This is a genomic window from Klebsiella sp. CN_Kp097 (genome assembly GCF_040064495.1).
GTDB lineage: Bacteria > Pseudomonadota > Gammaproteobacteria > Enterobacterales > Enterobacteriaceae > Klebsiella > Klebsiella aerogenes.
The window spans coordinates 369790-382214 of the sequence record NZ_JBEAIL010000001.1; the positions used below are offsets into that span (position 1 = coordinate 369790).

The 12425-nt window shown below is 56.1% G+C and carries 11 protein-coding genes; 2 read left to right on the forward strand and 9 right to left on the reverse strand.

What is annotated here, in order from left to right:
* Nucleotides 1-16 precede the first annotated feature (16 nt).
* From ABLV07_RS01745 to ABLV07_RS01785, 9 genes are all read right to left on the reverse strand, one after another.
* Complete coding sequence (locus ABLV07_RS01745) at nucleotides 17-997, reverse strand: DUF1852 domain-containing protein (protein WP_032712817.1); 981 nt, start codon at nucleotides 995-997, stop codon at nucleotides 17-19.
* Between the two features lie 307 nt (nucleotides 998-1304).
* Nucleotides 1305-2090 (reverse strand): SDR family oxidoreductase, encoded by a 786-nt coding sequence (locus ABLV07_RS01750; protein WP_032712819.1) that lies wholly within the window; start codon nucleotides 2088-2090, stop codon nucleotides 1305-1307.
* Nucleotides 2091-2178: 88 nt separating this feature from the next.
* Nucleotides 2179-2976, reverse strand: a complete 798-nt coding sequence (locus tag ABLV07_RS01755) for an SDR family oxidoreductase (RefSeq protein ID WP_045361948.1) — start codon at nucleotides 2974-2976, stop codon at nucleotides 2179-2181.
* A gap of 62 nt (nucleotides 2977-3038) precedes the next feature.
* A complete protein-coding gene (locus ABLV07_RS01760) occupies nucleotides 3039-4106 on the reverse strand; it encodes an ABC transporter permease (protein WP_032712823.1) in 1068 nt (355 codons plus the stop codon).
* Between the two features lie 17 nt (nucleotides 4107-4123).
* Nucleotides 4124-5668: a sugar ABC transporter ATP-binding protein gene (locus ABLV07_RS01765; protein ID WP_032712825.1), complete on the reverse strand. Its 1545-nt coding sequence runs from the start codon at nucleotides 5666-5668 to the stop codon at nucleotides 4124-4126.
* A gap of 1 nt (nucleotide 5669) precedes the next feature.
* Nucleotides 5670-6290, reverse strand: coding sequence for a DUF2291 domain-containing protein (locus tag ABLV07_RS01770; RefSeq protein ID WP_015704700.1), 621 nt, complete (start codon nucleotides 6288-6290; stop codon nucleotides 5670-5672).
* A gap of 43 nt (nucleotides 6291-6333) precedes the next feature.
* Nucleotides 6334-7269: a D-ribose ABC transporter substrate-binding protein gene (locus ABLV07_RS01775; protein ID WP_015367786.1), complete on the reverse strand. Its 936-nt coding sequence runs from the start codon at nucleotides 7267-7269 to the stop codon at nucleotides 6334-6336.
* A gap of 170 nt (nucleotides 7270-7439) precedes the next feature.
* Nucleotides 7440-8960 (reverse strand): FGGY-family carbohydrate kinase, encoded by a 1521-nt coding sequence (locus tag ABLV07_RS01780; protein ID WP_032712826.1) that lies wholly within the window; start codon nucleotides 8958-8960, stop codon nucleotides 7440-7442.
* Nucleotides 8961-9308: 348 nt separating this feature from the next.
* On the reverse strand, nucleotides 9309-10259 hold the full coding sequence (locus tag ABLV07_RS01785) for a sugar-binding transcriptional regulator (protein WP_015367784.1): 951 nt from the start codon (nucleotides 10257-10259) through the stop codon (nucleotides 9309-9311).
* Between the two features lie 372 nt (nucleotides 10260-10631).
* On the opposite strand from ABLV07_RS01785, the gene ABLV07_RS01790 reads away from it, so the two are divergent.
* Complete coding sequence (locus ABLV07_RS01790) at nucleotides 10632-11462, forward strand: transketolase (RefSeq protein ID WP_015367782.1); 831 nt, start codon at nucleotides 10632-10634, stop codon at nucleotides 11460-11462.
* Nucleotides 11455-12396 (forward strand): transketolase C-terminal domain-containing protein, encoded by a 942-nt coding sequence (locus ABLV07_RS01795; protein ID WP_032712829.1) that lies wholly within the window; start codon nucleotides 11455-11457, stop codon nucleotides 12394-12396. Before ABLV07_RS01790 ends, ABLV07_RS01795 begins: the two co-directional genes overlap by 8 nt.
* Nucleotides 12397-12425: the final 29 nt, after the last annotated feature.

Sequence of the window (12425 nt, forward strand, 5' to 3'; positions counted from 1 at the left end):
TTTATTTTTTTATGATTTAGAGAGCGTAATGAGCTGACCATTGCTCAAGAATATGCTGGTACGGCTTAATAAACTGTTGTTCGGTAAATTTGCCCTGTTCAATCGCCAGGCGGCTGCGCTCTTCGCGGTCATAAACAATCCGGGTCAACGAATGATCCTGATTATTCAGGTTCGGCTGATAGCACTGCCCTGCCGCGGAGTTAGCGTTATAAATTTCCGGGCGATAAATCTTCTGGAACGTCTCCATCGTGCTAATAGTGCTGGCAAGCTCAAGGTTGCTGTAATCGCTGAGCAGATCGCCCGCGCAGAAGAAGGCCAGCGGCGCTACGCTATTGGCCGGCATAAAGTAACGCACCTGCAGGCCCATCTTATTGAAATAGGCCTCGGTCAGCGCCACGCCATCCTGCTGGTACTCGACGCCGAGAATAGGGTGCTGATTGCCGGTCCGGCGGTAGGTATGCTTATTGGATACGCTCAGGCAGATGACCGGCGACTTTTTAAAACATTCATGGTATTCGGCAGAGCGTATGAAATGTTTGAAAATATTGCCATGCAGAACGCCATAATTTTCCGGCACGCTGAATGTTGCTTTATCTTTATTATATTCCGGCAGTAATACGCTAAAATCATAATCGCGCACATAAGAGGAGAAGTTATTCCCAACAATACCTTCGATTCGCGCGTTGGTGGCTTTATCAATAATATTGGTTTGCAGAATCTCAATCACCGGGAATGCCGCATTCTGGCCGTTATCGCTAATATTCATTTCGACCGAGATGATATCGAGCTCGACGGAGTAACGGTCGCCGTTCGGGTTGTCCCACTGCACCAGGTTATTAAAGCGATTATCAATCATTGCCAGCGCATTGCGCAGGTTCTGCTGACGGTTTTCGCCCCGCGCCAGGTTGGCAAAATTGGTGGTAATACGCGTATTTTCCGCTGGGTTATAGTGTTCATCAAAACGACTACGTTTAATCGTAAAGGTAAAGTCTTTCATCGTCTCTTTCCACCCTGGGTTCTGATATAAAAATGCAGGTATTTCACATTCCCAGAATGACCTTGCGATTTATCTGGATTTATTATTCAGTAGCATTCATATTGTCTGCAGTTGCTGAAGACTATTTTTGCCAGAGTCATTGAATGAGTGAAAGAGAGTTAATTTCAATACTGCATGAGCCATCTTCATGATCCATCATGTGCTCTGCATAGATGTGCAAGATGGCTTAAGAAAATAGCGCCGGGAGAGGTGCGTGCGGAAAGAAAACGCCCCGGCTTATGCATCGTTAGCCGGGGCAAGACCGGTTTTACCAGCAGACAAACCCACCGTCGACCACCAGATCCACGCCGGTGCAGAATGAGGCGGCGTCGCTGGCGAGGAACAGCGCCGGGCCGGCCATCTCTTCTACCTTCGCCATGCGCTGCATCGGGGTCTGGCTTTCAAACTCGCGGGTCTGATGCACCATCTCCGGGCGGGTATTCATCGGCGTGGCGGTATAGCCGGGGCTGATGGCGTTGACGCGGATCCCTTTATCAACCCACTCCATGGCCAGGCTTTTCGACAGATGAATAACGCCGGCTTTCGAACAGTTGTAATGCGCCTGATCGAGGCCACGGTTAACAATAATCCCCGACATCGAGGCGATATTGATAATCGACCCACCGCCGGACTCCTGCATCAATTCCGCTTCTGCTTTGCAGGAGTTCCATACGCCGGTGAGGTTGATGTCGATAACCCGCTGCCACTGCTCGCTTTCCATCTCCAGGGCCGGATTGGCGTTGGCGATACCGGCGGCGTTAACGGCGATATCGAGGCGGCCATAACGGCTTTTGGCCAGCGCAACGCCGGCGCGCAGGTCGGCAAGCTGGCGGACATCGCCGGTATAAGAACAGGCCTGACCGCCGATGGATTCAATATGGCTGACCGTTTCCGCCAGCCCGCCGTCGTCGCGAAGATCAAAACAGACCACCCGCGCGCCGGCGCTGGCGAGCGCGCAGGCGATGGTTTGGCCGATGCCGCTGCCGGCGCCGGTCACGAAAGCGACGCGCTCCTGCAGGTTAAACAGCTGCTGTGCAAAGTCTTTGCCGATCATAGTGATTACTCTCTTCAATATAGTGTCGAACGTCGGAAGCCCGGTTTCCCGGATGGCGGCGCGTAGCGCCTTATCCGGGCTACCGCGTTCAGGACATAATCAAACCGCCATCGATATTGATGGTCTGCCCGGTGAGGTAACGTGCATCGTCGGAGGCGAGGAAGGCCACCAGCCCGGCTACGTCTTCCGGCTTACCGGCGCGCTTCATCGGGATCCCTTCGACCCATTCCGCCATCAGTTCGCCCTTGCCGTAACGCTTTTGCTCGGTGCTGAGAATTTCTCCCCACACGCGATCGTTGTAATCCCACATTTCGCTTTCAATAATGCCGGGGCAGAAGGCGTTGACGGTGATGTTCCACGGCGCCAGTTCGTGGGCCAGGCTTTGGGTAATACCGATCACGCCCATTTTGCTGGCGGCGTAGTGCGGCGTGTAGATAAAGCCCTGACGCCCCTGGCCGGAAGAGGTGTTAATCAGGCTGCCGTGGTTCTGTTTCACCATATATTTAGCGGCCTCGCGGCAGCACAGCCACACGCCGGTGGTGTTAACCGCGAGCACTTTTTCAAAATCGGCTTTTGGCATCCGATCGTAGTAATCGATGGTGATCACCCCGGCGTTCTGAATGGAGACGTCAATGGTGCCGAAGCGCGCGGCGGCCTGCTCATACAGCGACTGTACCTGGGCTTCATCGGTCACATCGACCTGCAGCGATAAAATATCCGCCTGATAGCGCTGACGCAGGATTTCGGCGGTCTCGTGAACGCGCTCGGCGTTGGAGACCATCACCAGATTAGCGCCGTCGCGGGCAAAGCGCTCCGCAATACCTGCGCCGATGCCGCGGCAGGCGCCGGTGATAACCACCGTTTTATTATGGAAATCTCGTTGCATATTTTTTCCCTTTCGATAAGCCGGGCGCCAGGCCCGGCGGAATACGTGGATACGGTTGCCGATTAGCTGGAGGTGGCGCCGTTCGGCGGGATGGCGGCCAGTTTCTCTTCATGGCGGCGCATCAGGATGACTTTGTTCTGCAGTTTCTGCTGGAACTGGTCGACGACAACGGCGGTGACGATCACCAGGCCCTTAATGACCATCTGCCAGAAGTCGCTAACGCCCATCATCACCATGCCGTCGGCAAGGAAGACGATCACGAAGGCACCGATAATCGAGCCGGTCACCCGGCCGCGGCCCCCAGCCAGCGCGGTACCGCCGAGCACGGTGGCGCCGATGGCATCCATCTCAAACATGTTGCCGGTCATCGGGTGCGCGGTTTGTAGCTGGGAGGCGACGATCAAGCCGACGAAGGCGGCGCACAGGCCGGAGAAGGCGTAGACGAAAATTTTGGCTTTGACGATCGGTACGCCGGCGAGGCGAGCGGCGGATTCGTTGCCGCCGATAGCGTAGATGTAGCGGCCGAGCGGCGTTTTAGTGGTCAGCCAGTAGCCCAGTACCAGGAAGCCGATCATCAGCCAGATCGGCAGATAAATCCCGAGCAGGGTACCGGAGCCCAGCGTGGCGAAACCGGTATTGCCCAACGCTTCCATGCCGTTGAGGTTCGGGTAGGTACTGCCGTTGTTAAACAGCAGGGCGGAGCCGCGGGCGACGTACATCATCCCTAAGGTGCAGATAAACGGCGCGACGCCGAAGCGGGTAATTACCGCGCCGTTAACCAGCCCCACCAGCACGCCGAAGACCGCGACGCAAAGGATCACTTCCGGGACGTTAAAGAAGATGATGTCGCCGTTCCATAGCGGCAACCCGTTGGTCAGCAACGCGCCCGCGACCATCCCGCAGATACCCGCCACCGCGCCGACGGACAGGTCAATGCCGCCGGTGAGGATCACCAGCGTCATACCGATGGCCAACAGGCCGGTAATCGCCACGTGCTGGGTCATGATCAGCAGGTTAGAGGCGGTCAGGAAGTTCGGTACCATCACGCTGAAGAATGCGATCACCAGCAGCAGGGCGATGAAGGTTCTGGCCTTCAGCAGGTACATATAAATCATATATTTCTGGTTCATGATGGATTCCAGCCTGATTAATCTTGAGGTGTTGAAGCCGCGATTAACTTTTCGCGGGTCACCGCATGGCGCGGTAAATCGGCGGTAATGCGGCCATCGGCCATCACCAGGATGCGGTCGGCCAGCGCCATCACTTCATCCAGCTCCGAAGAGGAGAACATAACCGCCAGCCCCTGCTGGGCCATTTTGCCGATCAGGTGATAGACATCGGTTTTTGCGCCGACGTCGATACCGCGCGTCGGTTCGTCAAGGAAGACCACCTGCGGCTGGGTCATCAGCGCCTTACCCAGCACCACTTTTTGTTGATTGCCGCCGCTCAGCGAGGTGATGGGCAAATTGGCGTCGCTCACCTTGATAGCCAATTGCTGAATCATCTCTTTTACGCAGGACTCTTCTTTCTGCGGATTCAGCCACCGCCAGGCGCGGCGAAAACCCTGCAGGCTAAAATCAGAGAGCGTCATGTTGGATTGAATTGACATCATCTGCACCACGCCTTCGCCCTGACGGTCTTCCGGCACCAGCGCCAGGCCCTTTTTCAGGCGGTGTTGAAAGCGAGATTTGCCGATGCTTTCGCCGTTAAGATGTACCTCGCCGTTCTGGCAGGGCATCAAGCCAACCAGCCCTTTAAACAGCTCGGTGCGCCCGGCGCCCAGCAGGCCGTAAATGCCGATCACTTCGCCTTTGCTGAGGGTAAAGGTGACATCATTGAGTTTGTAGCCGCCGCTCGGATGCAGCGCGGTCAGCCCCTTAACGTCAAGCACCGCGTTGCCTTTTGGCGCGGGCTGATAATCAAAGTGCTTTTTCTTATCGCCGACCATCTGCTCAATGATCCACGGCACGCTGGCGTCGCTGACGTTGCGTTCGCTGATAAAGCGACCGTCGCGGAAAATGGTGATATTGTCGCCAATCTCCATCAGCTCTTCGAGGCGATGCGAAATATAGATAATGGTGACGCCGCGGCGCTTAAGCTGCTCGATGACCTTAAACAGCACTTTGACCTCGGACTGGCTCAGCGCCGAGGTGGGTTCATCCATAATCAGCACGCGGGTGTCTTTTGATAGCGCACGGGCGATTTCAACCAACTGCTGATGGCCAATCCCCAGTTCGCCCAGCTGCGTGTAGGGATCGACGTCGAGCTCCAGCCGCTCCAGTAGCGATTTAGCTAACGCATATTGATATTTCTCGTTGATGCGTCCTTTCTGAAAGAATTCATTAGCCATGAATATGTTGTCCATCACATTCATATTGGGGAATAAATTCAGTTCCTGGAAAATAATGCTGATGCCGAGTTTCTCTGCCTGATGGGTAGAGTTTAAAGTCACCGCCTCGCCATCGAGAATAATTTGACCGGAGGAGGGCGTTTCAACGCCGGCAAGCATTTTCATCATGGTGGATTTACCCGCACCATTTTCTCCGATCAGAACGTTAACCTTATTTCGATAGACCCGGTAATTCACGTTATCCAGCGCGGTCACGCCGGGATAAATGCGCGAAAGGCCGCGGGTTTCGATAATCACTTCAGATTCGACTGGTTGGGGAGCGACGATATCTTGCGGCGTCATATTATTGACCTCCCGGATGAACGATTTTCGCCGGGGTGATTTCCGGAATAGTTTGTGGAATATCCCAGGCCGAGAAAACGCCATACACTTCTACGTTGTCGCCGGTTTTCAGGTTGGCCGCCTGAATCATCTTGACCGCCTGACTGTTAATATTTTTGCTGTATTCGCCAAACAGCACCTGGTCGTTAAAGTCCTGGTAGCTGGCGTCGCGGTAACCGTCGCGCAGCAGGGTGCCGCGCAGGGTAGGGCCAATCTGCACCACCACATTACCGATGCTGCCATCGGCAAGGGTCATTTTGCCGCTGCGCGAGGCGCTATCCAGCTTGCTGACGGCGCCCACCACCTTAACGTAAAAGATGCACGGGTTTTCGTCCTGGGCGCGGTAGCCCAGCGCTTTGCAGGCGCTATCGATATCTTTTTGCGCCTTCAGCGCGCTCATTAACTCCGCCGCCGGGCGGGCGTTAGCGACCACCTGCGGCACGATGCTCTGCTGCCAGGTTTTATCGATGTTCGCCATATGCGGATTGGGCGGGGATTTCAGGTCTGCCAGCTCCTGCTGCGAGACGATGCGGCAGCCGCCAAGCGCCAGAACGGCCAGCGCGAGACAGGTTTTCTTGTACATAATGCTCTCCTCTGCGCCCCCGCAGGGGCGCAACCACCCGAACTCAGGACTTGATGTTGAAGTCCTGAACTTTATCTGCGTTATCCTGGGTAATCAGAATGCCGCGGAACATCACGCGCTGCTTCGCCGGCTTCTCGCCTTTTTGCAGGTAGTTATCCAGATCGGTAACGCCCTGGGCGGCGATGGCCTGCGCCTGGAGCATCACGGTCGCCTGTAGCGTACCGGCCTTCACCGCATCGCGTTCGTCGTTGCTACCGTCGATACCGACGACGATCACATCGTTACGATTGGCCGCTTTTAGCGCCGCGATGGCGCCAAGGGCCACCGGGCCGTTACCGCAGATCACCCCTTTGACATCCGGGTGAGCCTGGAGAATGCTATCCATTATGCGTTTGCCGTCGATCAGGGTGCCTTTGGCATCCTGTTTTGCCACGCTGACCATATCCGGGTACTGGTCAATCACCTGGTGGAAGGATTTAGAACGGGTGACGCAGTTATTATCGGCGAGGTTGCAGGTCAGTTCGGCGTATTTGCCTTTTTCCGCCATTTTCTCAACAAATACGTTGGCGACTTCTGAACCTGCCTGGAAGTTATTATGGGTAATTTGTTCCAGCGCAACATCATCAACCGGAATTTCACGGTTAATTAATACCACCGGAATGCCCGCTTTTTTGGCTTTTTCAATGGCGGCGACGCTGGCGGTGGAGTCGGCGTTATCGAGAATAATCCCCTGCACCTTTTTACCAATGGCGGTATCAATCAGCTCATTTTGCTTTTTGACATCTTCGCCATGCGAGAGCACGGTCGTTTTATAGCCGAGGGCTTGCGCTTTTTCGCTGGCGCCTTTGGCTTCCGAGGCGTAATAAGGATTATCCAGCGAGTTAACCATTATCATAATGGTGCCTTTTTCGGCGCTATGCGCGGCAAAGGAAAAGGCAGTCAGGGTCGCAGCGGTTAAAAGAGTTAAACGTAATTTCATGACTCTGTTCCTATATTTTTATATTCGAACAAATGAGCCCCTGAGCGGGCAGGATTTTACGGTCTGAAATTTCCCCAGAATAAATTCGGGGGTGCGATACATCGTTATGGGCCGGGGTTCTCCTGTAGTGGGTTAATAAGGTTCGTCGCTCAATCTGACGCCGATGGGCATCAGGCTGGCGAATCCGGTTTCCATAATGTTCTGTTTACCGCATGGCGCCACTCCCGCCAGCGCTGCTGTAGTCGCTGGTGGCGGGCCATGTCGGGTTGAAAAGCGCTGTGTTCGGTTAAAAAGGCTTGCAGGTCGGCGGTTTCACCCGGAGTGAGGGCTTTGCGGGCGAGTAGCGCCGCGCCGATGGCGGACAACTCCGGGATATCGCTGCGCATCACCGGGCAGCCGAGCAGGTCGGCCTGATATTGCATCAGCCAGTCGTTGTTGGTTGGGCCGCCGTCGACCATTAACGCCGTCAGAGTGAATTCAGCGTGCTGGCGCATCGCCGCCACCACGTCGGCAATTTGATAGGTAATGGATTCCAGCGCCGCGCGGATCAGGTGTGCGCGCTTGACGCCGCGGCTGAGGCCGCAGATCACCCCGCGGGCGCTGTCATCCCACCAGGGGGCGCCGAGCCCGGTCAGCGCCGGCACGAAGTAGACCCCTAAGGTCGAATCGACGGAGGCGGGCAGGGTATTCAGCTCGTGGGCCAAATCGGCTGCGGAGAGTTCGCTCAGCCCGGTGCTGTCAGCCATCCATGCTACCGCATCGCCGGTATGGGGAATGTTGCCTTCCAGCCCCCACACCAGCTGGTCGCCATCGTGCCAGGCGACGGTGGTCGCCAGGGCGGCAATATCGCACTGGGCCGATTTGACCGGCGCCATCACCGAGGAGCCGGTGCCGTAAGTGGCTTTCACACAGCCAGCTTCGCCAAGCGCGTGGCCGAAGAGCGCGGCGTGGGAGTCGCCAATCATCGCCATCACCGGAATACCGTCGGGGATCGCCGCCAACCCTTTGGTGTAGCCGAACAGACCGCTCGACGGTTTAATCTCCGGCAGCGCCGCGCGCGGAATACCAAATAGCGTCAGCATTTCGTCATCCCACTCGCCGCGGTGCAGATTCAGCAATTGGGTGCGGGCGGCGTTGGAATAATCGCAGAAGAAGGATTGTCCGCCGGTTAAATTCCACAGCAGCCAGCTGTCGATAGTGCCGAGGCAAATCTCGCCGCGTGCGGCAAGCTGATAGCCATCGGGAGTGGCGTCCAGCAGCCAGCGCATTTTGGAGGCGGAAAACAGCGGCGCAATCGGCAGGCCCGTGGCGTGCTTAATGCGCTGCTCCTGACGATCGCGACGCAGCGTGTCGCAGAACGCGGCGCTGCGGGTGCACTGCCAGGTGATGGCGGCGTTAATGGGTTCGCCACTGGCGCGATACCAGCCGATGGCGGTTTCGCGTTGATTGCTGATAGCCAGCGCCGCAACGTTTTCCGCGCCGACGTGAGCCACCGCTTTGGCGATCACCGCCAGCGAGGCCGCCACCAGCGCCTCGCCGGATTGTTCCACCCAACCTTCGCGCGGGGTTTGGATCGCCAGCGGCTGTGAGAACTTGACGCTAACCTTGCCTTTGCCGTCCAGCACCACGGCTTTCGCGTTGGTGGTGCCTTCATCCAGCGCAATGATGAACTCTTTGGCTGTCGCCTGCATATGATGCTCTCCTCGGTCACCCATTGTCCTGGAACGGCGGAAACAGAGATGGTCTCCGGCCATTGCATGCGTCTATGCAGGCCATGATGTGACATATCGTTATCGCTTTTTAATCACTGAATATATATTCGATAGTGATTATTTATTTGATACCTTAAGCCACAAACCCAGTGATGGGCTACCTGAAAAATCATCAATTGTGCTGGCAATCACATTTCACAGATTGGGAATATGACACGAAGGCGGGGAGGATGGTTGTTTAATGTATTGAATTATAATGATTTATTTTGCAATCCCTGTTGCTGAAAAACAGCCTCAGGGATTGACGAGGCATAAAACTGCGGAGGATTAGTCGCTAACCAGTAATCTGGCGGTAGGGTAATCGGTGATTAAAACATCGATATAGCCGCCGGTAAGCGCGCCTTTAATTGCCGCGACTTTGTCGGTGCCGCCGGCCAGCGCGACCACGTTCGGGCATTTTTTGACTTTCTCCAGCGCCATGCCGATCACCGGATCTTCATCTTCGCGTAACACCGGCTGGCCGTATTTGTCGTAGTAGTGCAGGCAGATATCGCCAACCGCGCCGCGCGCCGCCAGCACCTGCAGCATATCTTCGTGATAATAGTTACCCGACGTTTTCAGCAACTGGGAAGGTTCGAGAATTCCAATGCCGACAATGGCGATATCGACCTCGTCAAAGCGTGAAACCACGTCGGCGACATCTTTGCTGGCCAGCAGGCGATTGCGCTCTTCCATGGAGCCTTCGATGCTCTGCGACGGCAGCAGCCAGGCATCGCAGTTAAGACGCTGGGCCAGCGTCTGGGTGAGGATCGTCGCCTGCACGTTGCCGTTGGGCCCAACGCCGCCAAGCAGTTGGATGACGCCGCTGGCCTTCAGATTTTGCGCGTGGACCTCATCAACCATCGCGCGGATGGTCGAACTCCATGAAGAGACGCCAATCAGATCTTTTGGCCGCAGGCGGGTTTCCAGGTAGTGCGCGGCGGCGGAGCCAATCGCCCGCTTGATGGTATGGTCGCTGGCCTCTTCTTCGGTATCGACCACCACCGCCTGTTTAAGCCCGTAGCGATCCTCAAGCCCCTTTTCGAGATTGAGAAAGATATTCGATGGCTGCACGACGCTGATTTTGACGACGCCCTCTTTTTGGCAGCGGGTAATCGCACGAGAGACAAATGACTGAGACAGCGAGAGAAGTTGGGCGATATCAGACTGCTTTCGTCCTTCCAGATAGTAAAGCGTGGCAATCTTCACCAATAGCCGTTGTTCATCCTGCTTAGCCATATTTATCCTCGAAAATCATTTATCGCCTTTCTTCAGGCGTTTAGCTGCAGCCATTATCGTAGTGACTTCTATCATACGCGAAAAAAAATCACACTTAAGTGTGATGGTGGTCAAATTTTTACCACTCATCAAAATCGACTATGGACAAAAACAAAACAGCCAGGTCATAATCGAATAAAGAATCATCATTGAATATATATTCAAGGTGGCTTTGAGTCAACGAATTTATCCGGGCTTGCCTGGAGCGGGAGGCAGAATGTTCCTGAGTACGGCGCAGTGGTGTAAGGCTAACCACCGACATGGGGATATCTGGTTTTTTTAGTTCCTGTTGGAATAAATATTCCATATTGAAAATAAATTCAGAGGTATTAAATGAATCCCTACAGATTTGATATCCAGACGCTTGAGCGCAAAGCGCGCGCCGTGCGCCGCCACATTGTCCGCTTAAACGCCAATAGTCCGGCTGGCGGTCACACCGGGGCTGACCTGTCGCAGGTCGAATTGTTAACCGCGCTCTATTTCCGCGTACTCAATGCGGCGCCCGATCGTCTTGACGACCCGCAGCGCGATATCTATATCCAGTCGAAAGGCCATGCGGTGGGCTGCTACTACTGCGTACTGGCGGAAGCCGGTTTCTTCCCGATCGATTGGCTGGAGACCTACCAGCACGCGAACTCGCACCTTCCCGGTCATCCGGTGCGGCAGAAAACGCCGGGCATTGAGCTTAACACCGGCGCGCTGGGCCACGGTTTGCCTGTTGCGGTGGGGCTGGCGCTGGCCGCAAAGAAAAGCAACAGCCCCCGCCGCATCTTTTTAATCACCGGCGACGGCGAACTGGCAGAAGGCAGTAACTGGGAGGCGGCGCTGGCGGCGGCCCATTATGGCCTCGATAACCTGGTCATTATTAATGATAAGAACAATCTTCAGCTGGCCGGGCCAACCCGTGAAATTATGAATACCGATCCGCTGGCCGATAAATGGCGGGCCTTCGGCATGGAGGTCAGCGAATGCGACGGCAACGATATGGCCTCGGTGGTCGCGGCTATCGAAGGGCTGCAGCAGAACGGTAAACCTAACGTCATTATTGCCAACACCACGAAGGGCGCGGGCATCTCCTTTATCCAGGGGCGCCCGGAGTGGCACCACCGGGTGCCGAAAGGCGAGGAAATCGCACTGGCGCTGGAGGAACTGAAAGATGAGTAATGCAGAACACCTGGCGAACGTGATGGTCGAGGCGTTTATCGCCGCGGTGGAAAAGGGCGTCGATCTGGTGCCGGTGGTCGCGGACTCCACCTCAACGGCCAAGATCGCTCCCTTTATTAAGCTGTTCCCCGGACGGCTGGTTAACGTCGGTATCGCCGAGCAGAGCATGGTCGGCACCGCCGCAGGGCTGGCGCTCGGCGGTAAAGTGGCGGTGACCTGTAACGCCGCGCCGTTCCTTGTCTCCCGCGCTAACGAGCAGATTAAAGTCGATGTCTGCTACAACAACACCAACGTCAAGCTCTTTGGCCTTAACGCCGGGGCCAGCTATGGCCCATTGGCCAGTACCCACCATGCTATTGACGACCTGGCGGTAATGCGCGGTTTCGGCAATATCCAGATTTTCGCCCCCTCCACGCCGCGCGAATGTCGGCAGATTATCGACTACGCCCTGGCGTATCAGGGGCCGGTTTATATCCGCCTTGACGGCAAGGCGCTGCCGGAGTTGCATGACGAAGCGTACCGTTTTGTGCCCGGCGCGGTGCTGACCCTGCGCGAAGGCGCAGCGGTGGCGCTGGTGGCGACCGGTTCAACCGTGCACGAAGCGGTGGAGGCGGCGCAGCAGCTTGCCGACCTTGGTATTGAGGCGAAAGTGGTTAGCGTGCCGTCGATTCGTCCCTGCGATACCGCGGCGCTGCTGGCGGCGCTGCAGTCATGCCGTTCAGTTATTACCGTCGAAGAACATAACGTCAACGGCGGGCTGGGGAGCCTGGTCGCCGAAGTGCTGGCGGAAGCGGGGACAGGGATTGCCTTGCAGCGTCTGGGGATCCCGGATGGCGAGTATGCGGCGGCCGCCGATCGCGGATGGCTGCGTCAACATCACGGTTTTGACGCGGCGTCGATTGTCGCGCGGGTACAGAAAATAGCGCAGGGTTGAAAAAACGCCCTCCCGAGGGGAGGGCGTCA

Excerpts from the sequence above, each read along its gene's own strand:
- ABLV07_RS01745 (WP_032712817.1), bottom strand. The coding sequence starts at position 997 with ATGAAAGACTTTACCTTTACGATTAAACGTAGTCGTTTTGATGAACAC.
- ABLV07_RS01750 (WP_032712819.1), bottom strand. The coding sequence starts at position 2,090 with ATGATCGGCAAAGACTTTGCACAGCAGCTGTTTAACCTGCAGGAGCGC.
- ABLV07_RS01755 (WP_045361948.1), bottom strand. The coding sequence starts at position 2,976 with ATGCAACGAGATTTCCATAATAAAACGGTGGTTATCACCGGCGCCTGC.
- ABLV07_RS01760 (WP_032712823.1), bottom strand. The coding sequence starts at position 4,106 with ATGAACCAGAAATATATGATTTATATGTACCTGCTGAAGGCCAGAACC.
- ABLV07_RS01765 (WP_032712825.1), bottom strand. The coding sequence starts at position 5,668 with ATGACGCCGCAAGATATCGTCGCTCCCCAACCAGTCGAATCTGAAGTG.
- ABLV07_RS01770 (WP_015704700.1), bottom strand. The coding sequence starts at position 6,290 with ATGTACAAGAAAACCTGTCTCGCGCTGGCCGTTCTGGCGCTTGGCGGC.
- ABLV07_RS01775 (WP_015367786.1), bottom strand. The coding sequence starts at position 7,269 with ATGAAATTACGTTTAACTCTTTTAACCGCTGCGACCCTGACTGCCTTT.
- ABLV07_RS01780 (WP_032712826.1), bottom strand. The coding sequence starts at position 8,960 with ATGCAGGCGACAGCCAAAGAGTTCATCATTGCGCTGGATGAAGGCACC.
- ABLV07_RS01785 (WP_015367784.1), bottom strand. The coding sequence starts at position 10,259 with ATGGCTAAGCAGGATGAACAACGGCTATTGGTGAAGATTGCCACGCTT.
- ABLV07_RS01790 (WP_015367782.1), top strand. The coding sequence starts at position 10,632 with ATGAATCCCTACAGATTTGATATCCAGACGCTTGAGCGCAAAGCGCGC.
- ABLV07_RS01795 (WP_032712829.1), top strand. The coding sequence starts at position 11,455 with ATGAGTAATGCAGAACACCTGGCGAACGTGATGGTCGAGGCGTTTATC.